Source organism: Alcanivorax sediminis, from assembly GCF_009601165.1.
Taxonomy (GTDB): Bacteria; Pseudomonadota; Gammaproteobacteria; order Pseudomonadales; family Alcanivoracaceae; genus Alcanivorax; species Alcanivorax sediminis.
In genome coordinates this window covers 112,672-138,213 of the sequence record NZ_WIRE01000002.1, presented here as the reverse complement: position 1 = coordinate 138,213, position 25,542 = coordinate 112,672, and the positions used below count along the sequence as shown (strand labels likewise).

Sequence of the window (25,542 nt, the reverse complement as noted above, 5' to 3'; positions counted from 1 at the left end):
GGCACCGGGCTTTGATCTTTTTGCGGATGACACCGTGCCGGGCACTGACACATTGGGCCCTCTACAGGAGTCTCTTTGCATGGTCGGCAGGTAACTTGGCGGGTGGCACAGACAGTCCACCCCAAAGGACAACTCAGATTGCCGAGCGAATTGAATCAAGCGCGAGAAAAGGGTCTCAAATTTCCAGTGGCTGTCGAGTAAAGCTTGTCGCTATTCCACTTTATCCCGCAGCGCCTTGATGGGCGCAGACAACTTTTCCGGATGGCGAGGGTGTACCTTCGCATAGCAATTGAGAATGGTAGCCAGGTCTGTCTCCAGGTCACCTGAAGCCGGTACCACCAGCGGAAAATCGATTTCCTTTTTACGGTAGTCCGCCGACGCCACGATGATCGGCACCCCTGATTTTTCGGCAATGCGGTAAAAGCCGGTTTTCCACTGGCTGGCACCACTGCGGGTGCCTTCCGGAGCCACGATCATGAACAACTTGTCATGCTCGTTGAACTTAGCCACAGTCTGCTCAACCACCCCTCCGGCCTTGCTGCGATCAATGGGCAGCGCGCCCATCCAGCGCAACAGCGAACCCAGCGGCCCCTTGAAAGCGCTGTCCTTGATCATCACGTGGGCATCCAGCCCCAGCTCCATCATGGCCGCCAGCGTCACGATACCGTCCCAGTTGGAGGTATGGGGCCCACCGATCATCACTGCCTTGGGTATCTCAGGCAGAGGACGCACCACTTTCCAGCCAATCAGTTTCAGGAAACCACGGGCCAGCGCGCGGGAAAAGCCGTTACCACGGCGGGGATAGGAATCAGTGCTCATCAGGGGTCCAGGTGATCCGGTTCAGAGGGAGCGCAATGGTACGGTGAAGCCAGTGCGGTGGCATTGACCCTGACGACCATTCCGTCGAGTGGTACTCATCCTGCTACAGCGGGATGATGCGTTTCATGTCACTGCGATATGGGCGTAGTATGAAATGAGTCATGCGCAGGGGCGTTACGTCATCATGTTGCAGACCCATGACGCCCCTGCTCCCCGCCACGCCCACCCACGGGTTGAGGCGAAATCCCTATGACCAGGAGGTGTACAGTGACACGGATTGGCCAGGACACCCTGAACAGCAAGACTTCCCTGCAAGCCAATGGCAAGACCTACCACTACTTCAATATCAACACCGTGGCCGACAAGGGCTGGGGTGACCTCAGCAAGCTGCCCTTTTCACTGAAAGTCCTGCTCGAAAATCTGTTGCGATTCGAGGATGGCGACACCGTCACCAGCGAGGACATCGAGGCAGTGGTGCGCTGGCTGGAAACAAGAAGCTCCGACCACGAGATCAACTATCGCCCGGCTCGGGTGCTGATGCAGGATTTCACCGGGGTACCCGGGGTGGTAGATCTGGCCGCCATGCGTGACGCGATCAGCAAGGCCGGTGGCGATCCGTCACGTATCAATCCACTCTCCCCTGTGGACCTGGTCATCGACCATTCGGTGATGGTAGACAAGTTCGGCAACCCACAAGCCTTTGCCGAAAACGTGGACATCGAATACCAGCGCAACCGTGAACGTTACCAGTTCCTGCGCTGGGGCCAGAAAGCCTTCAACAACTTCCGTGTTGTTCCTCCGGGCACCGGCATATGTCATCAGGTGAACCTGGAATACCTGGCAAAGGGGGTGTGGTCCTCCGACAGTGACGACGGCAATACCTACGCCTACCCGGATACCCTGGTGGGCACCGACTCCCATACCACCATGATCAACGGCCTCGGCGTGCTGGGCTGGGGTGTGGGGGGCATTGAGGCCGAAGCAGCCATGCTCGGACAACCCATTGCCATGCTGATCCCCGAAGTCATCGGCTTCAAGGTCAAGGGCAAACTGCGCGAAGGCATCACTGCCACCGATCTGGTGCTCACGGTGACCGAGATGCTGCGTCGCCGCGGTGTGGTGGGGAAATTCGTGGAGTTCTTTGGCGACGGACTCGCCGACCTGACCCTGGCCGACCGAGCCACCATCGCCAATATGGCGCCTGAATATGGTGCCACCTGTGGCTTCTTCCCCATTGATGAACGCACCACCGAATACATGGAACTGTCGGGCCGCGATGCAGATACCATTGCTCTCGTGGAAGCCTACTGCAAGGCGCAGGGGTTATGGCGTTCCAGTGCCGACCCGGACCCGGAGTTCACTGATGTACTGGAGCTGGACCTGGGCGATGTCGTGCCCAGCCTGGCAGGCCCGAAGCGCCCCCAGGATCGGGTACCACTCACCGCCGTGAAACGCACTTTCATTGATGTGGTGACCGAGACACTTAACCTGAACGACGAAGAAATCAGCACTCTGGAAGGGGAAGGTGGCCAGACGGCGGTCGGTAATCACGAACCCAGCGGCGGCCAGGTGCCCGTCATGCTTGACGGTCAGAAGCATTACCTCACCCATGGTGATGTGGTAATCGCTGCAATCACCTCCTGCACCAACACGTCCAACCCCAGTGTGATGATCGCCGCCGGTCTGGTTGCAAAAAAAGCCGCCGAAAAAGGCATGAACCGCAAACCCTGGGTGAAGACGTCCCTAGCTCCCGGGTCCAAGGTCGTCACCGACTATCTGAATGTTACTGGCCTGCAGAAGCCGCTCAATGAGATCGGTTTCGATCTGGTGGGCTACGGCTGTACTACCTGTATCGGTAACTCCGGCCCGCTGCCGCCCGAAATCGACAAGGCCATCAGTGACGGCGACCTGGTCGTCGCCTCGGTCCTGTCAGGCAACCGTAATTTTGAGGGGCGGGTGCATCAGAGTGTGCGCACCAACTGGCTGGCCTCACCGCCACTGGTGGTGGCCTACGCGCTGGCAGGCACGGTGAAGATCGATCTGGACAAGGATCCTCTCGGCAAGGACAAGGACGGCAACCCGGTTTATCTGAAAGACGTGTGGCCAAGCTCCGATGAAATTCAGTCAGAGTTGGTGAAGATCAACAACGACATGTTCCGCAACCAGTACGCCAGTGTCTTCGAGGGCGATGAAACCTGGCAGAGCCTGCCCATCCCGGACTCCGAGACCTATGACTGGGATAGCAGCTCCACCTACATTCAAAATCCGCCGTTCTTTGAAGGGTTAACCGCCGAAGTGGACGATGTGAAGCCGGTGAGAGAAGCCCGCATCCTGGCGCTGCTGGGAGACTCGATTACTACCGACCATATCTCTCCAGCCGGCGCCATCAAGGCAGATTCACCTGCCGGGCACTACCTGCAAGGACACGATGTGGAGCCCATCGACTTCAATTCCTACGGCTCCCGCCGCGGCAATCATGAAGTGATGATGCGCGGCACCTTCGCCAACATTCGCATCCGCAACGAGATGACCCCGGATATCGAGGGCGGCTTTACCAAACACCTGCCCCAGGGCGAGGAGATCTCCATTTACGGTGCCGCCATGCGTTACCAGAAAGATGGCGTCCCCACCGTCGTGATCGCCGGCAAGGAGTACGGCACCGGCTCCAGCCGCGACTGGGCAGCAAAGGGCACCAACCTGCTCGGTGTAAAAGCGGTGATCGCAGAAAGCTTCGAGCGCATCCATCGATCCAACCTGATCGGTATGGGCGTTCTGCCGTTGCAATTCCCGGAAGGGACGGATCGCAAGACGCTGAATCTGGATGGCAGCGAGAAGGTGGATATCCCGGACCTCTCCAACGGACTCAAACCCGGAGAAACGGTAAAAGTGGTCTTCCACCGCGATGGCAAGGAACAAACCGTGGAGGCCATCTCTCGCCTGGATACCGCCGCCGAAGTGGAGTACTACAAGAACGGTGGCATTCTCCACTATGTACTGCGGCAGATGATGAAATAGACACTGCTCGCTTCACGCAACAGGCAACACGCAAAAGGGCGGTGCCAATCGGCATCGCCCTTTTGCGTAAATCTTTCACCTCTCTCAGCCCCCGCTGTCCGCTGCAGGAGTTCGCTTCCCGGGGACGCGCCTCGCCAGGCGAGGCGACCGAAGAAGGACCATTCTTTGGAGACGTGCCCAGCCTGATCGCCCTTCGTCGATTCCGTGCTACGCACGGTTCGCTCAGGCAAGCTGAGTCTCCTACAACAGGCAGTGCCCTTTAAAATTCGCCGAACTCAACGATCTGAAACGCTTTTCCGTTCTTCGGAAAACCCGGAAACGTATCCAGGCTTTCCTATCCAAACGAGCGAGGCTCGCAGCTTACAGCACCGGCACTTGCACCGTGCCACTCAATGTCACCGCCGGCACCAGTACATCCCGGCTCAGGCTGGAGAGGTACTGCAGGTGATAGCCGTATACCAGCAAGCCCAGCTCCTCATCCTCCTGCAAGGCATCCGCAACACCGACCATGTTCACCCGATGGCCTCCCAGGCCGCGCAGCGGGGTGAGTTGATCATCGATCAGGCGAGGTGCTTCGGTTCCGACACGCGCGCCCCAGCCCACATGGACGATGGCATCACAGCCGGTGGCCGGCAGCTCCTCTGGCAGATCGACGCCCGCGTTACAGTATTCAGGCACGCCCAACAGCGGCAGGCCGAGCGTCACATCGAGGGCACCGATCCCCGCCACACCCGGAAGGTTTTCAGGCAGGTCATCCAGAGGAATAAACACCGGTGCCAGCAAACTGCTCAGCCCGAGCAGGCTGTTGGGAATCGGCACCGGGGTCACCGGCACGGTGGTTTCCACGCGGTTCTCATCATCGATCTGCGCAAGGGATCGCCACACCGCTTCACCATCTTTTAATGGCAAGCACACTTCATTCTGGAGTCGATCCACCTGGCCGAGCATGGCAGCATCCAGCACCTCAGCACGGGGCGGCTCCAGTTTCTCGTTGAGAAACGCCAGCACCGCATCATTACGGCTCAACTCACCACAGGCGGCAGCACCGCCGGCCTGCTGCAATTCGGGCAGATCTGCTCCAAGGCTGTTGAGCAAGTCCTGCAGCGGTGCAACACCTTCCGCCAGCGGTCCCAGCTGATCCAGCAAACCGGCGATTTCCGGCAAGATGTGGCCACTCTCATGGCCCATCAGGCGAACGTCCCCACCCAGCGCCCGATAACCCTGGAAGTTTTCCCAGGCTTCATTGAAGTTGAACAACGTATCGCGGATGCCCTGGGAGAAGAGGATATCCACCGCTTCGGGCTGCACTGCGGCGAATTCGTACTCCAGCCCACCGGCAATGGGCGCGGTGAGGAAATCCATAGGTGGCTGCTGATCCGCAGGCAGCGCATCCAGGAAATAGGCCGCGCTGTGATAATAGAAAAATGGTAACGCCCCCTCATGCATCACGTTGAAGGTAGCGCCCCGCAGCAACGTTTCCTTGATGGCCGGGTCCAGCCCTCCCAGCAGAGGCTGGTTGGCCCCTCTCTCTCCCCCCGCCACCAGCAGCAAGTCCCAGGCCGACTTGATGGTGCCATTGGGGTTTAGACTGTAGCGAAGATCATGGGGGGTAATATCCGGGGTCAACACATCCAGCCGATGCTGCGGATCAATGTTGTGAATCAGTAGCTGGTACATGCCGCCATAGCTGCCGCCAGTCGCACCGGCAGCCAGATTGAACCCACCGGCGGGCTGGCGATCATGGGCCAGATAGTCCAGATGAGTTTCCGCCCAGTCCAGAATCTGTAGCAGGTCACGGCCTTCGAAATTGGGATCCATCACCCGTACGGTGCCACTGCTCTCATTGAAGCCACGCTGGTCAATGCTGATGACCGTATAGCCGTTATCCAGCAAGCGCTGCAGTTGGGTACCCGCAGGGTCTGTCACCCGCTGCCCACCAAAACCATGACCATGCAGCATCAGAGGGTGGCCAGTCACACAGTCCACACTGGCGGGCTCCATGACCTGAAAGCTGATGGTTTCCCCGCTGGCGGAGGTGAGCAGCACCTGATAGTTGGCAGCGCCCGTCAGCGCCCGTTCAGCCCGGCAAGAAGCCGTATTGGCATCGGGATCTACCTCCGCGAGAGCAAGTCCGGGCGTCTGGTACGCAGGAAGCCGTCTCGCCACCACCGGAATCTCGGGCGGATCTACCGGTCCCGCCTGAGGCGCAGCCTCATTGGCCGTTGGGCTTGGCGTAGTGGTAGCGCTGCCATTCGATGACGCATCGCCACCACAGGCCACCAGCAGGGAGCTGGCCAACGCAGTCAGAACAAGGGAACGTATCAGGGGCTGACGGCCCCCGCTAATCGCAGTGAACATGAAATCTCCCACGTGACCACTGGCGCCAGGATGGCGATTGGTCATTATTGTTTTCGAATGCGCTGAGTGACGCTTTGTGGGACGTTAATCCAAACTTTTCACCAGCGGCACTGGCCCTAACCAAACCCCAGCAAATCCGCTACAGGTCGTTTACCTTGTTCACAGAATACGTTGGCAAGTCTTGCCCCTCCCCCACGCCGTCCGGTTTTTGCTATGCTGACTCTCCTTCACGCTGGGTTTGGGGAAGCGCCATGCGTTGCTTGTTACCATTGATGTTGCCACTGATGATGATGTGTGGCCCAACACAGGCCAGTGATGATGAATTGCTCACGGCAGAGCAGCGCGATGCCCGCATTCGTGAGCAGCAGGAGCTGGAAGCGCGCACCCGGGAGCTGGAAGCCCAGCGGCAAACGACTCAACAGTTGCTGGACCAACAGGACGCCTACCTGAAGGCACTGCGAGAACAAATCGACGCCCTGAAAGCGAATGGGGCGGACACGAATACTAATAAAGAGCAGGCAGAGCCTGCCGGGGAAACACCGTGATGCTGGATTGGATTCGCCGCCTCCTTGGCCGTGTGAAAACAGACGCCGAGCAGGAGCAGTCACCCTCTGCACGCATGGCTGAGCCCACTCTGTCGCAAGAGGCTGTGCAGGCAAGCGAACCAACGGATGCGTTTGCCGCCTTTCTGCCTTTCCAGATACGACCTCTGCAATCCGGGGACTTGAGCAAGCTGATCAGGATCTTCCGAGATGCCATTCAGGTCAGTACCGCCGGCCACTACGATCAGCAACAGCGTGATGCATGGAGCCTGGCCCAGAACCATGAAAGTCTTATTTCCCTTCTGGGCGACGGGGAAACGGTGGTCGCCGAGTGGGATCAGGAGCTGGTGGGGTTTGCCCAGCGAATTCAGGACAGCATCAACATGATTTACGTCCATCCGGATTCTGCCCGTGTGGGCATTGCCACATTGCTCTACCAGCACCTGGAAGACAGCGCTCGAGTGGAAGGCCTGAGCAGGCTGACCGCCCACGTCAGCCTGACGGCGCATGATTTTTTCCAGTTCATGGGTTTCAACAGTGAAGGGGAAGAACAGGCCGACCGCGGCGGCGTCACCCTGACACGCCACCTTATGCGCAAATCATTAGTGAGTAATTAAGTATACAGTCTGCCCATTGATCAATTTTTTTGATCATACCTCTCAATCCAGTACGCTGGGTTGCCTGACAAAGCCGCAGTACTCTTATCCCATGGTTGGCAACAAGGCCACCAGCAGAACGAACTTGCGCTCACTCTGTGTACAACGGAATCAAGGATGATTCCACCCTGGAGCCCCTGCTACCCCCCCTTTGGCAGGCTCCGACAACCCCCTTATGGCCGTCCCCTCGACGGCTATTTTTTCTTCATTTTCGGGCATCTTCATTTCTTGTTTTCTGCAGGAAAGCCAACGTGTTGGCCCAAGGACTCCGCCTCCATCAAACGTCAGGCCTCCAGTTAATCTGGCACGGGATGAAAGTTGAAGCGGTGGTTTGTGGGTAATTCAGCTTGCTGAACGGATTGAGCCGACTTTCTGTTCAATCCATGCAAGTGGGAAACGCTGTCGGTCAATGTCGGGGGACTTTCTCGAATGTTCTTGTCCAAGCGTAGCTTGTAGCGGATCCTGACCGCTTGCAAAGCGAACCTGCCCCAGGCGAGTAGCGGCAAGCTTGCCAACCCCCACTATCCCACCAGGGAAAATCCGCTTTGCAAACAGTCACACCACCCGCAGAACAGGCGGCGTGGAATATCGATCAGGACTTGTACAACAGCTTGCCAATGCTGCTGAAAGCCTTTTCCGAAAGACTCATGCGTATCATGGAGCGGAACAGGGTTTCCGGCAGCAGACGACGGGCGGCCAGCAACATCCTGGCATCCATACCCACGCTGTAACGTAAGCGTGGGCTGGCGTCTGTGGAAGCGCGGTAGATTACCTCAGCAGCCTGCTCCGGTGTCGCTCCTCCCGGCCCGGTCTTGTCCATCACCCCGAACTGCGCTTTGCTGTAGTAAGCATATGAGGAGACGCCGGTGTTGTTCTCCCTGTCGGAGGAGCGACCAAAGAAGGCCGTATTCACGGCGCCCGGCTCAATAATCTTCACACCAATCCCGAGCGGCCCAAGCTCATAGATCAACCCCTCAGTGAAGCCTTCCACCGCCCACTTGCTGGAGTTGTAAACGCTGTACAGTGGCAACGGCACACGCCCCACCATACTGGCCACATTCACCAGTACGCCGCTACTGCGCTCACGGAAGTGTGGTAGCACCGCGCGGCAGGTTTCCATCAAGCCAAACACATTGGTATCAAACTGACGAATGATCTGCGCTTCGCTGAGGGTTTCAAACGCCCCCATCAACCCGTAGCCTGCGTTGTTCACCAGCACATCGATGCTGCCAAACTCGCTGATGGCTTCCCTGATCGCGCTTTCAATACTATTGCGATCATTCACATCCAGCCGTAACACCAGCACTCCCGGCAGTGCTGCCAGGCCACTGGCATCACCGGGGTTGCGCATTGTCGCCACCACGTTCCAGCCCTTCTTTTGAAAGAGCCGGGCGGTGGCATAACCGATGCCGGATGAAGCACCAGTAATCAGTACCGTTTTTTGCTGCTTGTCTGTCACGTCGCGTTCCTTTCTGCTCAGATCGTTCAAACATGCCCGGGGTGTTGGCTGTCCGGGCGGATGATTCCTTGCTCGGCCTCGCCGAACATCTGATTGAGCACCGCGAGTTGATCACGACGACCGCGACGTTCCTGACGGCCCCGCAACAGCGGGTTGTAGCGCTGCGCCACATGACCAACGAAGCGCGGCACCAGGGTCGCCACCGGATACCAGGGCAGCGTCGATGACGGTAAACCGAGCTGCTCCATTTTTTCCTTGTCCAGGAAATAGCGGCTGACGCTGAGGTGCTTTTCATAAGCGAGCCGGCGCTGCAGTCCTTCAAAATGACTGAAATGACGCTCCAGCGGCTCCTCGGCCAGCGCCTTGCCCAACTCACGGCTGGTTTCATCCGGGCGGCTCTGAGTCATCAAAGTGTGATGCAGCAGCACGATGCCCTGGCTCTCGGTATCCACCAGCCAGCGTTCCTCAACGCCCATCAACCAGCTTGAGTACTTCCAGAGATGCATCACCGCCTTCGATTCCCGCGGGGTTACTGGCACGCCCAGCTTTCGAAGACCTCCCAGCATGACCACGCAAAAGCCCAGGTAAGTCGCCACCATGTCCACCTGGCTCAGGGGCATCCCCCACTCACTAGCATCCCAGTCCTTGCGGCTGTTGAGATTGCGCCGCACCAGTGAATGCACCATCCGCACATGCATTGTGGAGTGAAAACCGGGGCCAAAACGACGCAAGCCGCCTACTTCAGTGCAGTCGATCCACCACTTTCCTGTCTCGGCAACTCTTCGCGAGGCGCCCTTGTTCAAGGCCCCAGTGAGTACCAGTGACTGATTGAACCCGGATAGCAGATATCCGCCCATCAGCGCCAGGTCACGCAGAACATAGGGCGCGGTCATCCCGGTGGAATGAATGAAGCGCGCACCTTCATCGATCAGGTCGAAATCCACCCACTCAGGACGCTTTTCCATCTTGCGGACAAAGTGACGCAGCGGCTCCGGGCAATCTTTTATTGCCGCCAGCCCTTCGTTGATGGCCTTCTCGAACAGGGCTCGGGCCTCACGGGCACCAAACTCCATCATCCAATCCACCAGGGCATCCATCTCCGGATCCCCCACCCAGAGGGCGCCCACAACCCCATCAAACTCCGCTTTGCTGGGCGCCAGTTCGCGGCCCAGTAGTGCCTTCAACAGCAGCGACGTAGGCTGCTGGGTCTTCTCAAAAGGCCGCACCCGTCCGGGTACTGCCGGTAATCCTTGGTGTGTCTGGGCCGGAGCATTCATGCTCGCCTCCACATGTCGGTACGACCGTTGTTGCAATGACCTGCACCCTAATGCGAATATGTATTCGCATTCAATTCGCATTTGGACTCTGGCCCAACAAGACTCTTTTCGCTATGCGCAAACGCCCACAACAACAACGCTCCCGGGAAATGGTCCGGGCCCTGATCGATGCCACTGCCAGGGTCATCCAGCAGCAAGGGCTCGATAACACCACCACGGCACGCATTGCCGAAACCGCAGGTGTCAGTGTGGGTTCGCTCTACCAATACTTTGGCGACAAGGATTCCCTGATCCAGGCGCTGATGGAAAGCCTGGCTGATGACATCGGAGTGGGGCTGCGCAAGCTGCCGCTGATGGATAATGTGGACATGCACGCCCTGATTGGTAATGCCATTCGTTTCGGCTTTGCCGTACTGCATTCCCGTGACGGCCTGTATCTGGAACTGGTGCGTAACTGGCATCGCCTGCCCACGGACCGGGTGGTAGATGTGTTGCAACAACATTTCATGGATCTGGCCCGACTCTACTTCCTGCGTCACTATCGGGACTACCCCATCGACAATCTGGAAGTGAGGGTATTTATCGTCACCAACAGTGTCCTGTTCACCATGGTGCGCCATATCAGCCAACACAACGGGCTGATTCGCGAAGATGCCCTCGCTACGGAATTGACCAGCATGGTAGCCAATTACATGATGCTGCCGCCGCAGTCAGCGGAGGCACAGCGATGACGCCAGATCTTGCACTGGCCTACTGCCGCATGATTGCCCAGGCCATGGGGCTGGATCAGGACGGTCTGGAAAACCTGGTCTGCAATACCGGCATCAATGTGGATACCCTGCTCCACGGTGACGGCTTTATCGACTGGCCCGGCACCTGCCAACTGATCGCCAATGCACAGGCCCTCAGTGACCAACCCGACCTGGCACTTCAGGCCGGGCTGCGAGCACTGCCAGCCATGCACGGACCCATGGGCATGGCGGCCATGGCCAGCCCTACCCTGCGCGACGCCATGAAGGTCTTTGCGATTTTCACCAATACACGCACCCGGGTTTTCCATACCGAAATGGAAGAAGGCGCCAGTACCATCACGCTCAATCTGCAGTTCAACTACCCCATGGATGAGTACATCCGCTTTCTCACCGAATCGGCCATGGCCTCGGCCTACGCCTGCCATGTGGTGCTGCGCGGCAAGCCCATCCATGATGGCCAGGCCTTCTTCAATTACCCGGCTCCCCCCTGGGCAGAAGCCTACAAGAAGATTTTCCGCGGCACCGAAGTCATCTTTGACGCCCCCGGTGTTGGCTTGGCCCTGCCTGCCCACTATGGCGATGAACCCCTGGCCAGCCATGACAGGGAACTACTGTGGATGGCGGTACAACAGTGCGAAGCCCGCCAGGAATCCCTGCGCAAGATGGGCACGATCAGCGATCAGGTGCTGGCGCTGCTGCACCAGGCAGAGGGCAAGGCCGATCTGAATACCATTGCCGACCGGCTGCATGTGAGCCCACGCACCCTGATCCGCAAGCTCAAGCAGGAGGACACCCGTTTCCAGCAACTGCGCGACCAGACCCTCAGCCGCCGCGCCACCCAGCTACTCAGCCTGCCCCACTACACTGTGGCCGCCGTGGCGGAGGACCTGGGCTATACCGACGTCGCCAGCTTCCGCCGCGCCTTCCAGAGATGGTTTGGCACCAGTCCGGGGAAGTTCCGGCAGGAATAGAGCAGTTATGAGTAGCGAGTAACGAGAAGCGAGTTTCGAAAGTCAAAAAACGGGTGGTGCGGAACCTGGTTTTCTCGCTTCTCGCTTCTCGCTTCTCGCTTCTCGCTTCTCGCTTCTCGCTTCTCGTAACTCGTAACTCGTAACTCGTAACTCGTAACTCGTAACAGAATAGTCTCACCGCGCTGATGGGTTGGCTCGAGATGCCATGACACCCTGTCATTTATCATCCCCCCCTTGTCAGCATCCGCGCTTATGCCCGCCCCGGTTTCCAGCAACACTGAATCAATGCCGCGATGGAGACTGGCGCTATGAATAATGAAGATAACAACACCGAACTGGCTCAACTCAAGGTGTCACCGAAGCTTGCCTGGCCAACTCTGGCCATTCTGGTCGCGGCTCTGGCTGGCGTGGCCCTCACCTGGTTTATGGTCCCCATGGGCATCTGGCCCCTTTGGTTGGGCATGCTGGTCAACAGCATCGCCGGCTATGCCTTGTTCACACCGGCCCATGAAGCCATTCACCGTGCCGCCGCCCGGAAATCAGAGCACAACGATTTCATATTGGCCGCGGCCACCTTCGTGGCAGTCCCATTCGGCAAGGGCAAACTGTTCCGCCTGCTGCACATGCGTCACCATCGCTTTGCCAACGACCCGGAAAATGATCCGGACCACTGGATGAGCAGCAGTTTGTGGACCATGCCGCTGTGGGGCCTGTGGCCGTATTTCTATCTGTACAAGTTCCTGCGTAACCCAGCCCTTCTGCCTAACGTGAAGGTATCCGAGATTGTGCGCGAGATCGTGGTAGCGGGCGTGATCTTCGGCATCCTGATCGTGCTGATGCCCTGGTACATGCTGACGCTATGGCTGATCCCCACCTACTTTGCCTTCTTCCTGATGTGCCTGGTCTTCATGGTACTGCCGCACTATCCGCATACCGGCCGCCAGGACGAAGACCCCAACTCCACAGCGCTAATGCGCATGGGGCAGGAATGGTGGCTGACCCCAGTGCTGATGTACCAAAACTATCATCTGGTGCACCACCTCTACCCCACCGCACCGTTCTACCGGTACGGCAAGATCTGGAAAGCTCGCGAAGCGCATCATCTGGCGTACTCCGGAGACATGATCATCGGCCCCTTCGGGCTCGGTCCGGACAAATCCCGACGCGAGTCCGCCGGCAAGGCAACCTGACCCCTTTCCGGGCGGCTTCGGCCGCCTGTTTTTATTCCTGGTCGGCCGAAGAACGGCCAACCATCAGGTGACAGTTTTTATCCCCTGATTGGCAATTTCCGCGCTTAACAAGCTTTGCCGATTAGTAAACACTGTGTATCTGAACCATGCAGGGAGACCGCTCCAATGACCACAACAACTGAAGCAGAAGAACTCAAGACCCTGGCCAAGCTGAAGGTGTCCCCGAAGTTTGCCTGGCCCACCATCGCCTTGATGGTGCTCTCCCATGCCGCCAATATCATGAGCTGGGTAATGGTCATCGGCGGTTACTGGCCAGCCTGGGCAGGCCTGATCATTAACAGCATTTCAGGCTACGTCATGTTCACCCCGGCCCACGAATCCATTCACCGTGCTGCTGCCCAGAAATCCGAGCACAACGACCTGATCCTTTCCATTGCCACCTTCGTGGCAGTGCCGTTCGGGAAAGGCAAGCTGTTCCGCATCATGCACATGCATCATCATCGCTTTGCCAACGACCCGGAAAAGGACCCTGATCACTGGATGGCCAGCAGCCTGTGGACCATGCCATTGTGGGGTTTCTGGCCCTTCATCTATCTGATCAACTTCATGCGTAATCCGCAGAAGCTGCCCAACGTGGAAGTGGCCGAAATCCGTCGTGAACTGATCGTGGCCGGTGTCGCCCTGACCGCCCTGTTCATCTGGCAGCCCTATGTCACCCTGATGCTGTGGCTGATTCCATCCTATTTCTCGTTCTTCCTGATGTGCCTGGTGTTCATGGTGCTGCCGCACTATCCCCATACCGGCCGACAGGACGTGGACCCGAACACCACGTCCCTGATGCGCATGGGCAAGGAATGGCTGCTGACCCCGCTCCTGATGTACCAGAACTACCATCTCGTGCATCACCTCTACCCGACCGTACCGTTCTATCGCTATGGCAAGGTATGGAGGGCACGTGAGGCGTATCACCGCGAGCATTCCGCCAGCATGATTATTGGCCCCTTTGATCTTGGCCCCAAAGAACAAACCAGCGAAGTCTGATCAGGAGAACAAGAATGACAAGAACCGTACTGGTCACCGGTGGTGCCGGTGGTATCGGCCGTGAATTCTGCAAGCTGTTCAACAACGACGGTTACCGCATCGTGGTATTCAGCCTGCTGCAGGAGGAACTGGACCAACTGGGCAAGGACTTGAAGGCACAGCGTGCCGAGGTGGAATACCATGGCATGCAGATGGATCTGTCCGAGCCGGATGCGGCGGAGAGGATCGTCGACTGGCTGGATCAGGAAAAGATCGACCTGGATGTACTGGTCAACAATGTGGGCTTCGGCATGATGGGCGAGCACGTCGAACAGGACAGCAAAAAGCTGGAGCGCATGCTCACCTTGAACAACATCCTGCTCAGTAAACTGTGCATGCTGGTGGGCAACCGCATGAAGGGCCGTGGCACTGGCCAGATCATGAACATCGGTTCGCTGGCGGGCTTCTGTCCCATGCCGTTCTTTGCCGCCTATAGCGCCAGCAAGGCGTTCGTGATCAACTTCAGCGCCTCCCTGCACGAAGAGCTGAAGCCCTACGGCATACAGGTCACCTGCTTCTGCCCCAGCACGACCAGGACGGCTTTCCTGGACACCGCCCAGAGCAAGCACCAGTCCTCCAGCGGCATCACCAAGTTCGTCTCCGCTCAGATCGACACCCCGGAAGAGGTGGCCATCGCCGGGTACAAGGCACTCAACGAGAAAAAAGTCTTCGCCCTGCCGAATCTCTCCATCACCCTGCAGAGTATCTGGATCCGCATGATGCCGCTGCGCACCATGGCGGCCTACGTCCACAAGAAATCGTTAAACGAGCAGTGAAAAAGCAGTTAACCGTGACTCGTTAACAACTGCGCGGGACAGGTTAGCCCGTACCGTAACCAAAGAGGCCGCACCCATGTCTGGGTGCGGCCTCCTTGGTTTGGGAAGCCGAAAACATGCTGCAGGAGTACTGCTTGAGGTGACATCATGCGGTTATGGAAACCTGCTTATGTGGGATAAGCTGACTTCATCGAAAAACAAGGAAGAGCAATGGCAATCAGGTATGAAGCCCAGAGATCCGCAGATCCAGATCACGCCTCTCTCGCCGTATTGATTGATGCTGATAATGCGTCGCACAAGATCATTGATGGCTTGTTTGAGGAAATCGCAAAGTATGGCACTGCCAGCGTCAAGCGCATTTACGGTGACTGGACCGCCCCCAACCTGGGAGGCTGGAAGGATGTGCTGCTGAAACATTCCGTACAGCCCGTGCAGCAGTTTGCTTACACCAAAGGCAAGAACGCCACCGATAGCAGCATGATTATTGATGCCATGGATCTGCTTTATACCAAGCAGCTGGATGGCTTCTGCATCGTGTCCAGTGATAGCGATTTCACCCGACTGGCAGCCCGACTCAGAGAAGAAGGCTTGATGGTGTATGGGTTCGGAGAGGAAAAGACACCAGAACCCTTTGTGTCCGCTTGCGACAAGTTTATCCGAACCGAGGTGCTCCGCTCTGATCACAGCCCGGCACAGGATGAGAACAAAGAGACGCCTGCAGAATCCGCTCCAGCGCCGGTACGAAAGGAGCCGCCACCCCTGCAACTGATCGCCAATGTCATCGATTCCATCGGAGACGAAGAGGACTGGGCCAACCTGGGTACTGTTGGACAGTTGATGAGCAAGCGCAAACCGGACTTTGACACCCGCCTCTACGGCCACAAGAAACTCAGCGATCTGCTACGCGCCTATCCAAAATGGTTCGAGGTCAAGAATGGACCCGGCAAAGGGATTCTGGTCAAAGCCCTTCGCAAATAATTCCACGCAATCTTTCTGCAGGAGCACCTCTCAAGGTGCTAACCGAGCGACAGCGAGTAACGAGTTCGAGTTGCGAAAGGCAAGATCAAAAATCACCCCTGCGAGAACCGGGGTTTTGGTTTTCGAAACTCGCTTCTCGGAACTCGAAACTTTTTGTTCGCGGCTCACCAAGCGAAGCGCAGGAACGTCGAAGACGGCCCCGAAGGGGTGAGCGCAGCGAATAACCGCCGCGTCTACAGTTCATCCAAACGAAAGAGGCCGCGCCCAATGCCTGGGCGCGGCCTCTAACTTTTCAATCACCGCCACGCCTTCCCCGCGCAGCTATTCATTATTAACTATTCACTGCCTCACCGTACCAACCACAAACTCAGCTGGGGTATATAGGTGATCATCAATAGTGCCACGATCAGCACCAGCATGAACGGGATCGTGGAGGCGAACAGCTCAGTGACGCGCTTCTTGAAGCGATAGCTGGCGATGAACAGGTTCATGCCCACCGGCGGGGTGATGTAACCGATCTGCATGTTGGCCACAAAGATCACGCCCAGGTGTACCGGGTCGATGCCGTAGCGCAGGGCCACAGGCAGGATCAACGGCACCATGATTACCAGGGCAGCGAAGATATCCAGCAACGCCCCCAGCAACAACAGCAGGATATTAAGCAGAATCAGGAAGGCGATCTTGCTCTGCACATGGGTCTGGATCAGGGTGAACAGCTTTTCCGGTACCCCGGCGTAAACCAGATAATCCGTGAACGCCAGCGCCACCGCCAGAATCAGCAAAATCCCCCCCACCATGATCATGGAATCACGCATGATCGAAGGCAGTTTGCGCAGGGAAATCTCGCGGTACAGGAAGACCTCGGCTACCAGCACGTAGAGTGCGGTAACGGCCGCGGCTTCGCTCACAACCAGGAAGCCGGAGAAGATGCCGCCCAGCACCACGACGGGCAAAGGCAATTCCCAGCGGGCTTCCCAGAGCGCATCCACCAGCTCACGGAAATCGAACGCCTGGCGGGGAATCGGGTGCCCTGCCTTGGCTGCCCCACGGGTAGCCCAGACGCAATAGCCGTACAGCAACACAATCATCAGCAGCGCCGGCACCAGACCTGCCAGATAAAGATCAACAATCTCGACCGAAGGCATGTCCAGCTGCTGGGACATCTGCTGGGCAATGATGCCGTAGATCAGCAACGGTACGGATGGAACCAGTAGCAGACCGAGGCTGCCCGAAGAGGTCACCAGGCCAAGACTGAATCGTTCCGGATAATTCCCTTTCACCAGTGCCGGCAGCAACAAGGCACCGAGCGCCACGATGGTGACACCGGACCCGCCCGTCAGGGCGGTGAAGAAGGCGCAGGCAATCAGCGATACGAAAGCCATACCCCCGGGCATCCAGCCGAAAGCCGCCTGGCTGAGACGCAACATACGGTCGGCGGTTTTCGATTCGCTAAGCAGGAAGCCCGCAAAGGTGAACAGCGGCAACGCCATCAGCACCACTGAATTACTCAGCTGGTAGATATCGATATGCAGCACAGCCATCTCGATATCCAGGGTGTAGAAACCCAGTGCCGCCGCCCCCAGGATAATGGCATGCAGCGGGGCACCCATCAGGGCCAGCAGGATCAGCAAAAGGATCGCGATGGTAATCATGCCACCGGCTCCTGCATCTTGGGTCGCTTGCCTAACAGGCCGAGCCCGAACAGCGCCACATAACGTACCGCCATCACCGAGAAGCCCACCGGTATAATGGCCTGCAGCAACCAGCTGGGCACGTTGCCAAAGGCCGGAGTCGCGTACTCATATTCTTCGATCACGAATCCCACGCTGTACCAGGCCACCAGTACACAGATGAACGCCGTAAACAGATCCACCGCCGTGGTCAGGATCGGATGGTATTTCTCGGGCAGCAAGGTGGACGCCACATCAATACGGATATGCTCGTCCTTGCGAGAGGCAATCATGGCCCCCAACAAGCCAATCCAAAGCACGGCGTTTTGCAACAACGGCTCGATCCACACCAGGCTGGTTCCGAAAAAATTACGCAGCACAATCTGCGCCACCGCCAGGAGGATCATAAACAAAAGGACGGCCACGATAAGGCCGTCCTCGATGCGGTGGAGGGTGCGGTGCAAGCCGCCCAGAAAACCGGTCATTTACTGCCCTTCACGCTGCTTGGCCAGAATGGAATTGAGACGATCCAGCATGGCCTGGCTGATTTCGCCCTCTTCCACCAATTCGGCAGTGGCGCGATCAGCGTACTTCTTCCATTCCTTGAATTGCTCATCGGTGGGCTTGACCACGGTAAGGCCCTGCTGTTGAACCGCCTGGAACGCACTCAGGTTTTCCTGACGGCTGTCCGCATCCAGCTTGGCAAAAGTAGCCCCCAGCACTTCGTGCACCGTTTGCTGATCTTCCGGGCTGAGACGGTCAAAATATTTCTTGTGGATACCCAACAGGCCGAAGGTGTAGAGCAGCGGCATGTCGGTCACGTTTTTCACGCGGGAATACCACTGCAGGGTCAGTGCCGCCACCGGCGGTGCAGCAAAGGCATTCACCGCTCCGGTCTGCAGCGAAGTCAGCACCGCACCGATGTTGAGCATGATCGGCGACAGCTCAAATGCCTTGGCGGCCTTGGCAGACGCTTCGTCGTTGGCCGGCAGCCACAGCTTCTGGTCACGCAGGTCATCCAGGCTGCGTACCGGGTTCTCGGACATGACGTAAGCAAAGCCGCCATCAATCAGACCAAAGCTGACCCAGCCGCCAGCCTCCAGACCTTTCTGGATTTCCGGGTCCAGCTCGGCACGGACGGCATCCACTTCGTCGTAGTTATTGAAGGCCAGCGGCACATTGAGAATCTGGCTGTCCTTGTAGGCAGACGCGAAGGCGCCGCCCTGGGCGATCTGGCCATGGAGCTGGCCAATGCGGATCTTGCGTTCCACCGCGCGATCATCCCCCATCACACCACCGGGGTAGATTTTCAGCTTCACCCGCCCTTCGGTTTTCTCGGCGATCTGCTTGCCCGCATCTTTCAGGCCGGCAACGATGGTGGTGCCATCCGGATACAGGGTGGAAATTTTAAGGGTAGTGGTAGCGGCAGAAGCCACCAGCGGCAGCAGGGCTACCAGAACCGTCGCAAGACGCAACATATCAGCTCCTAGAAATAATCATCAGCATCGGCAAGTAGCGCAGTTGCCTGTTGCTGTGCGTAGGTATTTTGCAGGGTCAGGCCGTGGACGTCCGGGTCTGCCTCCAGCACTTCATTGAGCAGGCGATCATGCAGTTCCCGGTCAAAGACCAGCCGTGCGTATTTTTCAGCGTACAGCACCGGGGCCAGCAAGTTCTTGCCCTCAGACAGCGTGACCGCCTTTTCAAAATGCTCTTGTGCCTTGTCCGGATTGCCTCCCAGGGAAGCCGGCAAGATGCTGTTCAGCACCCCCAGATACATGTGGGCCTGACCATACTGATAGCGTTCATCCAGCTCGACCACGCGATCCATGATCGCTTCCACGCGACCCAGCTCTGCCACCGCATTCCAGTCGCTGGTGTTCTGCTGGATATATCCTGCCCAGGCCCCACCGAGGGTGAACAACATGGGCACGTCTTTCTTGCTGGCATCCTCAAGCAGCGCTTCGAATTCCGGCACGCTCAAGCCACGCAGATCGCAATAGTCACCATCACGGGCACAGGCGGCACGAAATCCGTAGTCCAGCGCCTTGATACTGAGTTTTCGGGCCCGTTCAGGCTCTTTCACGAACAGGCCCGCGTAGGCACCGTAAAGGTCGGCGCCACTGGCCAGCAAAGACTCGCTTTCCGGCCAGTTTTCGATCAGCCCATCCACCATCAGCAGATAGGTCGGCAGGCCGTCCTCCACCAGCTGAAGGTCGTTATTGTTCAGTACGCCATAGGGCAGGTTGTCATCGACCCGGGCCAATGAACAGCCCTGAAGTGTAAATGCCGATGCCAGCAAGAAGGTGGGGACCAGCCCCTTGAGAAAGCGCCACTGCATAGGTCGCTGGTGTCCTTTCATATTATGGTCATTGTTTTGGCTGTCTTTATAGCAGCCCCACAGGGGTAACTCAAACCGCCCCATTGGCCGAACCGCGGCGAATCAGGCCGAAAATGCCACCCAACACGCAGCCACTGACCAGTCCGGCCAGGTGCGCTGCATTGGCGACCACACCGGACAGGCCCACAAAGCAGATCACCATCCACGCCAGCATGAAGATGACGATTTCCCGGCGCAGGGCATAGCCCGCCCCGGGGTTGAGGCGGCCATAGATCCATAAATAACCCAGCAAGCCGTAAACCACACCCGATAGCCCGCCAAACGCAGGGCCACTGGTCAGGAACTGGGCCACATTGGCCACCGCCGAGGTCACCAGGGTCACCATCAGCAACTGCCCGGAAGACTGGAACCGTTCAATCAGACGCCCCAGATCCGCCCACCACAACAAATTGAACAGGATATGCAGCAGGGAGAAATGCAGCAGCATGGGAGAAACCAGCCGCCAGGGCTGGGCCGCCAGCCCGGACAGACTGTTGGGGAACAACAGCGCGCTGTAGACCTCATTACCGATCAACCACGGGGTCAGGAAGATCACCGCACAGAGCACCAGGATCGTTTTAGTCACCCAGCCCATACTGGCCAGCCAGCCGCCGGACAGCAGTGGTTGTGGTCGCCCTGTCAGCGGTTCCACCGCCACCTGCCCCTGCTGGCGCTTGAGGTCGCCAATCAGCTCCTGCACCAACTGCCGGGCATGGGGGTACTGATGCTCATCAGGAATCGACAGCACCAGCTGATCCCCCACTTCGCTACGTTCCACCGTAAAGCCATTACGGGTCAGGGTACGCTGGATCAGGTCGGCCAATTCCGGTTGCGGGGTACGAATCAGTTCCATGAAAGTCCTGTAGGGCCTGTTAAGACTACCGAAAAGGCATCTGCTGAATGCATTTTTTCGTCCAGTAGTGTCAGCCGATGTGACGTGTAGTCATTCTACATAAACATCGGATGGCGCTCTGCTGGGCGGAAAAAGGGATCAGCCCTTCGGGTTGAGCCCCAAAATCCGCCACTCGTCGTTATTCGTCACTCATTTGGATAAACCAAACATCACTCCTCATGCCTGGATTGGCTAATTTTGGGACTCAACAGGGGCCATTTCGGTAGCCTTAACAGGCCCTAACGCCTTTTTGCGTTGGGCGTCAGTCAGGTCGGCAAGATTATCGACCTGCTGCCAGAAGCAGTCCCAGTCTCGCTGGCACTGGGTAAGCAAGCGGGCGAACGCGGGGACATAGCCATTATAGTCACTGACACCATTGAGCTGGGCATTGTTCAACGGTCCGTCGAAAAAGCCCCGATAACCTGCCAACGCCGGGGTATCCGTTTGTTCCTGCTGAAAGCGTTCCCGGGCCAGCTGCTGGATACGGGCCTTCTCCGCCGCCAGCAACTGCGGGTCCTCACTACTTTCGTACAGCCGACTGAGCGCCTCGCGGGTATCTTCGACAATAGCCATAAAAGCCCGCTCAGCCCTGTCCCGTTGAACCAGAGCCTCTTCGTTCAGATGAATGCCCTGATCCGCAAAATACGCCAGGGCGCCTTCGCGGCCCACCAGGGTCGCCAGGGATTCATTGAAGCGGGTGTCATTGGCAATGTAGATGCGACGATGAGTCAGCTCATGAATAAGCAATTCCGCCAGGGCCGGGCGCGAACGGTTGAGCATCGGCGTGGTGAGCGGGTCAGCAAACCAGCCCAGGGTGGAATAGGCAATCGCTCCGCCCACCCAGGTATCCATACCGTCCTCGGCCAGCGCGGCGGCCTCCCGGTCTGCCCGGGCACGATCAAAGTAGCCCCGGTAACTGACACACCCCAGTAGTGGGTAACACCAGGTTTTTGGCGTCAACGACCAGCGCGGCGCCGCCAGCACGTTCCATAGCACCGCATCCTGCTCCAGGGCCACGTACTGGTGGTAAACGTCATCCACGGGCAGGTCCAGATGCGGCCCCGCCCAGGCGATGACCTGCTGACTGAAGGCCAGTTGCTCCGCCACCTCTGCCGGCGTATCCGGGTCCGCCAGCACCGCTGCCACCGGCTCTCGCTTGCCCATCAGCGCAAAGTGGCCGTTCATGGCCTGGCTGTAATAGCCCAGTTGGCACCCCGCCAGCAGTGCTGGCAGGGTCAGCATATAAAGCCAGGCAAGACGCCGCATATCAGGCCCGGGACATGAACTTGCGTTCCGCCGTGTTCACCCGCACCTTTTCTCCTTCCACAATGTATTCTGGCACCTGAACCACCAGGCCGGTGTTCAGGGTGGCGGGTTTGGTGCGCGCCGAGGCGGAAGCGGCTTTCATGGCCGGGGAGGTCTCCGTCACTTCCAGCACAACCGATGCCGGCAATTCCAGGCCGATCACGGTTTCACCGACTTTCAGGGCCAGCACCCCTTCCGTGTCTTCGGTAATGAAGGCCAGCTCGTCACTGATGTCGTCCTGCTTGAGCAGGTACTGGGAGAAATCCTCGTTGTCCATGAAGATGTAGTCATCACCATCGACATAGGAAAACTGCACCGGGCGACGCAGCAACTCCACGGTGGTGACATCCTCATCCCCCTTGAAGCGCTCCTCAAACTTGGGACCGCCGCCCACCGCACTGGCTTTCACCCGATACAGGGTGGCCGCGCCACGGGCCGAGGGCGACTGCACCTCAATCTGGCGAATGGCATAGAGAGTGCCGTTGACTTCAATAACGTCGGATTTCTTCAGTTCACTGGCGCGCGTCATGGAAAGGGATCTCTGAAATGATGATGCGCCAATGCTACAACAAACCGGGGCGGCAGGCTGCAGGTCAGGGCATTTCCATGGCGTAGAGCCCCGCGAGCGAACGGGAGCGTTAGCGAGTGCGAGTTTCACGTTGCGAAAAGCAAAACCCGCAGTCGAAGGGGGTCAGGTTTTCGAAACTCGTCACGGGCTTTTCCAGACCTCAAGCCCGGAAATAAGGAGATGCCCATTCCCGGATCGCCCTTTGGCCGATTCCATGCTGCGCATGGTTCGCTCAACAAGTTGAGTCTCCTACAGCTGGAATTTCGACAAGACTCAGCCCTTGAGCTGCTGCGAGATCCGCTCCCGGGCCTGCTCACAAAGCGCCTTGCGATCCCCGTCAACCCTCAGCGGCTCACAGAAATGCAACCGGATACGGACCTCTCGACGAAGCAGCATGGCCCAAAGGTGATGATGGAATTCGTCCTCGCCGATAAAAGCCATGGCCGGATCCGGCGCCCCCATGCTGTCCAGATAGCGAATCGCCAGCGGCTGTACCGGTATGTCCGCCAGCAGCGGTGCATCAAACAATTGCGGGAAGAAGCGGCGCAGCGAGGTGCCGTCGGTGGTGGTGCCTTCCGGGAACACCAGCACGGTATGGCCCAGCTGCAGACGAGCGGCAATCTCCCGGGCCTTGTTACCCGACTCACCGCTGCCACGCTTGATAAACAAGGTGCCCACCGCCCGGGCCAGCGATCCGATCAGGGGCCACTCGCCCACTTCAGCCTTGGACAGAAAATACAGATGCCGCTGACTGGCAATCACCGGAATATCCAGCCAGGACACATGATTGCTGACCAGAAACACATTGCCGCCCTCAGGACTGCCTGTGACGGTCAGCTCAGTACCAAGAATGCGCAGGAACCGCTGGCACCAGCGCTGCTTGGCGGCCAGCACTCTTGGTTGCTGTGGCGCCCGGAAGGCGCCAAGGCATAGCGCTAGCAGAAAGCCCCAGGCCAGATGCACCACGATCAGTGCAACACGCATCACGCGGCGGATTTGCGGCCAGGTACCACCCAGAGCCTGTTGCTGTGCGGCCAGACTTTCCCCGGACATCAAACGGCCTGAGCCGGTTGTACCGAAGGCAGGGCATCCGCTTGCTGCATGAAATGCTGCACATACCGGGCAGGCAAATCATTCACGTCCATCAGCACGAAGAAATCCAGACAGTTGAAATCCGGATCCCAGCATGGCTCGCCGCAGATCTGCGCGCCCATGCGCACATAGGCCTTGAGCAGGGGAGGCATTTTTACGCTGGCCTGCTCGCTATCACCGGGCAGCGTCTCCAGTTTCAGGTGCGGTACCACCCGATGGGGTTGAGTACTGAGGTGCTTTTCATTAATGCGTTGCCAGATAGCGGCCACGTTGTAGCCTTCGCCCAGCGCGATGCTGGCACAGCCGAGCAGGTAGCGGATGTCATTCTCGATCATGTACTGGGCCAGCCGCGCCCACAGCACCGTGATCACAGCACCATTACGGTGAGCGGGATGGATGCAGGTTCGGCCGATCTCCGCGAGTCGCCCCTCGAGCCCCTTCAGCATGCTCAGGTCAAACTCGCCACTGGAGTAAAAACCACCGGTTCGGTGCAGGCGGTCACCGGGTAGCACCCGCGTGTAACCGACGATCTCACCGCTACGGTTATCCTTGACTACCAGGTGAAGGCAGTGGCGGTCATAGCGATCCCGATCCAGTCCGAATGGCGCGCTGAAGCTGGCACCATATTCCTCGGAGAAAATACGGTAGCGCATGCGCTGCACCTTGATAATTTCCCGCCGCGAGCGGGTGAAATAGGCGGTGAAGCGGTTCTGCCCTTCGGCTTCGCTCAGGTCACGCAGCTCACGGGGAAAACGCAGGATATCCGCCGTGGCCACAAACGGCCTGGCCAGGGCATCCTTGAGTTGCGGACTCAGAGCTTTGATCTTTCCTGCGGCTTGCGCAAGCATGGCGTACTCCACTGGTATTTTGTCGCAGTGTCGTATGTCGGCATGGCAGGCCAGTGACGCTTGGATGACAATTCAGTTAATAGTGAATAGTTGCGCGTGCGGCGACGGAGGGTGCGGAAAGGGGCGTGCCCGCCCACCACTGCGGTGAGGTGCCGTAGGAGCCTGCCTGCAGGCGATCCTTTAGAGGGACGAACCGGGCAAAGCGAGTTACGAGAAGCGAGTTTCGAGTTGCGAAAGGCTAAATCAAAACATGGGGTCTGCGGATCTTGAGGGTTGGGTTTTCGAAACTCGTGACTCGCAACTCGCTTCTCATCCCTCGCTGTCGCTCGGAACGCCCGCAGGCAGGCTCCTACCTCAAATCGCTTCTCTACGATCAAGCCTTGCCGCAACATTCAACGCCAATTCAGAAAACAGGATCTGCGATGAAGAAACCTCTTGCCACCCGATGGCCTTACCCCTTACCGGTAAAAAAAGGCGAAACCGTTCATTGGTGTTCCTGCGGCAAAAGCACCAATCAACCCTTCTGCGATGGCAGCCATAAAGGCACCGATTTCAAACCCGAAGCCTTCACCGCCAAAAAAGATTGCATCGTGTTTTTCTGTGGCTGCAAACAAAGCAGGAAAGGAATGCTGTGCGACGGTAGCCACAGCAAGATCAGTGAATAGTTAATAGTGAACAGCGCGCGAGCCTGGGTTGTTGTTGCTTGAAGCGTGTGCGCCGCTAACATGATGTTAGCGGGCGGTCGAACGGCGGAGATGCCCAGAGGCATTTCCGCCCCACGATGCTGAGATGCTTTTTGTAGGAGCCTGCCCGCAGGCGATCCGAGCGACAGCGAGGGATGAGAAGCGAGTTGCGAGTCACGAGTTTCGAAAGGCCAAACCTTAAGCCCCACAGACGTTTTTTTTTGATTTTGCCTT

At 58.0% G+C, this 25,542-nt stretch carries 23 protein-coding genes; 10 read left to right on the top strand and 13 right to left on the bottom strand.

The genetic code is table 11. The annotated features are described in order from the left end of the window. Positions 1–210 precede the first annotated feature (210 nt). Complete coding sequence (locus tag GFN93_RS15025; protein WP_153502137.1) at positions 211–819, bottom strand: lysophospholipid acyltransferase family protein; 609 nt, start codon at positions 817–819, stop codon at positions 211–213. A gap of 267 nt (positions 820–1,086) precedes the next feature. On the opposite strand from GFN93_RS15025, the gene acnA reads away from it, so the two are divergent. After that, entirely contained in the window at positions 1,087–3,834 is a 2,748-nt protein-coding gene (acnA, locus tag GFN93_RS15020; RefSeq protein WP_328594751.1) for an aconitate hydratase AcnA, read from the top strand. 360 nt (positions 3,835–4,194) lie between these two features. Here acnA and GFN93_RS15015 read toward each other — a convergent pair whose 3' ends face one another. Then, a complete protein-coding gene (locus GFN93_RS15015; RefSeq protein ID WP_153502135.1) occupies positions 4,195–6,237 on the bottom strand; it encodes an alpha/beta hydrolase in 2,043 nt (680 codons plus the stop codon). 206 nt (positions 6,238–6,443) lie between these two features. Between GFN93_RS15015 and GFN93_RS15010 the strand changes: the two genes are divergently transcribed. Together GFN93_RS15010 and GFN93_RS15005 are read left to right on the top strand one after the other, a co-directional pair. Further along, positions 6,444–6,737, top strand: coding sequence for a hypothetical protein (locus GFN93_RS15010; RefSeq protein WP_153502134.1), 294 nt, complete (start codon positions 6,444–6,446; stop codon positions 6,735–6,737). Beyond that, positions 6,737–7,351 (top strand): GNAT family N-acetyltransferase, encoded by a 615-nt coding sequence (locus tag GFN93_RS15005; protein ID WP_235902092.1) that lies wholly within the window; start codon positions 6,737–6,739, stop codon positions 7,349–7,351. The genes GFN93_RS15010 and GFN93_RS15005 overlap by 1 nt, the downstream gene beginning before the upstream one ends. Before the next feature lie 631 nt (positions 7,352–7,982). On the opposite strand, the gene GFN93_RS15000 is transcribed toward GFN93_RS15005, so the two are convergent. Together GFN93_RS15000 and GFN93_RS14995 are read right to left on the bottom strand one after the other, a co-directional pair. Next, positions 7,983–8,849: an SDR family oxidoreductase gene (locus GFN93_RS15000; protein ID WP_328594750.1), complete on the bottom strand. Its 867-nt coding sequence runs from the start codon at positions 8,847–8,849 to the stop codon at positions 7,983–7,985. A 26-nt stretch (positions 8,850–8,875) separates the two neighbouring features. Beyond that, entirely contained in the window at positions 8,876–10,126 is a 1,251-nt protein-coding gene (locus GFN93_RS14995; protein WP_153502133.1) for an oxygenase MpaB family protein, read from the bottom strand. Between the two features lie 113 nt (positions 10,127–10,239). Between GFN93_RS14995 and GFN93_RS14990 the strand changes: the two genes are divergently transcribed. The 6 genes from GFN93_RS14990 (at position 10,240) to GFN93_RS14965 (ending at position 15,873) form a co-directional block, all read left to right on the top strand. Then, complete coding sequence (locus tag GFN93_RS14990; RefSeq protein WP_153502132.1) at positions 10,240–10,857, top strand: TetR/AcrR family transcriptional regulator; 618 nt, start codon at positions 10,240–10,242, stop codon at positions 10,855–10,857. Continuing rightward, entirely contained in the window at positions 10,854–11,849 is a 996-nt protein-coding gene (locus GFN93_RS14985; protein WP_153502131.1) for an AraC family transcriptional regulator, read from the top strand. The genes GFN93_RS14990 and GFN93_RS14985 overlap by 4 nt, the downstream gene beginning before the upstream one ends. A 308-nt stretch (positions 11,850–12,157) precedes the next feature. Beyond that, positions 12,158–13,039, top strand: coding sequence for a fatty acid desaturase (locus GFN93_RS14980; RefSeq protein WP_153502130.1), 882 nt, complete (start codon positions 12,158–12,160; stop codon positions 13,037–13,039). Positions 13,040–13,204: 165 nt separating this feature from the next. Further along, the gene (locus GFN93_RS14975; RefSeq protein ID WP_153502129.1) at positions 13,205–14,080 is read left to right on the top strand and encodes a fatty acid desaturase; all 876 of its coding nucleotides are present in this window, start codon (positions 13,205–13,207) and stop codon (positions 14,078–14,080) included. A 14-nt stretch (positions 14,081–14,094) separates the two neighbouring features. Continuing rightward, entirely contained in the window at positions 14,095–14,895 is an 801-nt protein-coding gene (locus GFN93_RS14970; protein WP_153502128.1) for an SDR family NAD(P)-dependent oxidoreductase, read from the top strand. Between the two features lie 210 nt (positions 14,896–15,105). Beyond that, entirely contained in the window at positions 15,106–15,873 is a 768-nt protein-coding gene (locus tag GFN93_RS14965; protein ID WP_153502127.1) for an NYN domain-containing protein, read from the top strand. Between the two features lie 347 nt (positions 15,874–16,220). Here the strand turns inward: GFN93_RS14965 and GFN93_RS14960 are convergent, their stop codons facing one another. From GFN93_RS14960 to GFN93_RS14920, 9 genes are all read right to left on the bottom strand, one after another. Beyond that, positions 16,221–17,525 carry a TRAP transporter large permease gene (locus GFN93_RS14960; RefSeq protein ID WP_153502126.1) on the bottom strand — a complete coding sequence of 435 codons (1,305 nt, stop codon included), beginning with the start codon at positions 17,523–17,525 and terminating at the stop codon, positions 16,221–16,223. Then, entirely contained in the window at positions 17,522–18,028 is a 507-nt protein-coding gene (locus GFN93_RS14955; protein WP_153502125.1) for a TRAP transporter small permease, read from the bottom strand. The genes GFN93_RS14960 and GFN93_RS14955 overlap by 4 nt, the downstream gene beginning before the upstream one ends. Further along, positions 18,029–19,021, bottom strand: coding sequence for a TRAP transporter substrate-binding protein (locus GFN93_RS14950; RefSeq protein ID WP_153502124.1), 993 nt, complete (start codon positions 19,019–19,021; stop codon positions 18,029–18,031). Between the two features lie 8 nt (positions 19,022–19,029). Further along, complete coding sequence (locus GFN93_RS14945) at positions 19,030–19,881, bottom strand: TRAP transporter TatT component family protein (RefSeq protein ID WP_153502123.1); 852 nt, start codon at positions 19,879–19,881, stop codon at positions 19,030–19,032. Positions 19,882–19,951: 70 nt separating this feature from the next. Beyond that, on the bottom strand, positions 19,952–20,773 hold the full coding sequence (locus tag GFN93_RS14940) for a rhomboid family intramembrane serine protease (RefSeq protein WP_153502122.1): 822 nt from the start codon (positions 20,771–20,773) through the stop codon (positions 19,952–19,954). Positions 20,774–21,004: 231 nt separating this feature from the next. Then, positions 21,005–22,078: an aminopeptidase gene (locus GFN93_RS14935; protein ID WP_153502121.1), complete on the bottom strand. Its 1,074-nt coding sequence runs from the start codon at positions 22,076–22,078 to the stop codon at positions 21,005–21,007. Position 22,079: 1 nt separating this feature from the next. Next, on the bottom strand, positions 22,080–22,646 hold the full coding sequence (efpL, locus tag GFN93_RS14930) for an elongation factor P-like protein EfpL (RefSeq protein ID WP_153502120.1): 567 nt from the start codon (positions 22,644–22,646) through the stop codon (positions 22,080–22,082). Between the two features lie 312 nt (positions 22,647–22,958). Next, positions 22,959–23,738 carry a lysophospholipid acyltransferase family protein gene (locus GFN93_RS14925; RefSeq protein ID WP_153502119.1) on the bottom strand — a complete coding sequence of 260 codons (780 nt, stop codon included), beginning with the start codon at positions 23,736–23,738 and terminating at the stop codon, positions 22,959–22,961. Further along, positions 23,738–24,625, bottom strand: coding sequence for a GNAT family N-acetyltransferase (locus tag GFN93_RS14920; protein ID WP_153502118.1), 888 nt, complete (start codon positions 24,623–24,625; stop codon positions 23,738–23,740). The genes GFN93_RS14925 and GFN93_RS14920 overlap by 1 nt, the downstream gene beginning before the upstream one ends. A 422-nt stretch (positions 24,626–25,047) precedes the next feature. Between GFN93_RS14920 and GFN93_RS14915 the strand changes: the two genes are divergently transcribed. After that, positions 25,048–25,290, top strand: coding sequence for a CDGSH iron-sulfur domain-containing protein (locus tag GFN93_RS14915; RefSeq protein ID WP_153502290.1), 243 nt, complete (start codon positions 25,048–25,050; stop codon positions 25,288–25,290). Positions 25,291–25,542: the final 252 nt, after the last annotated feature.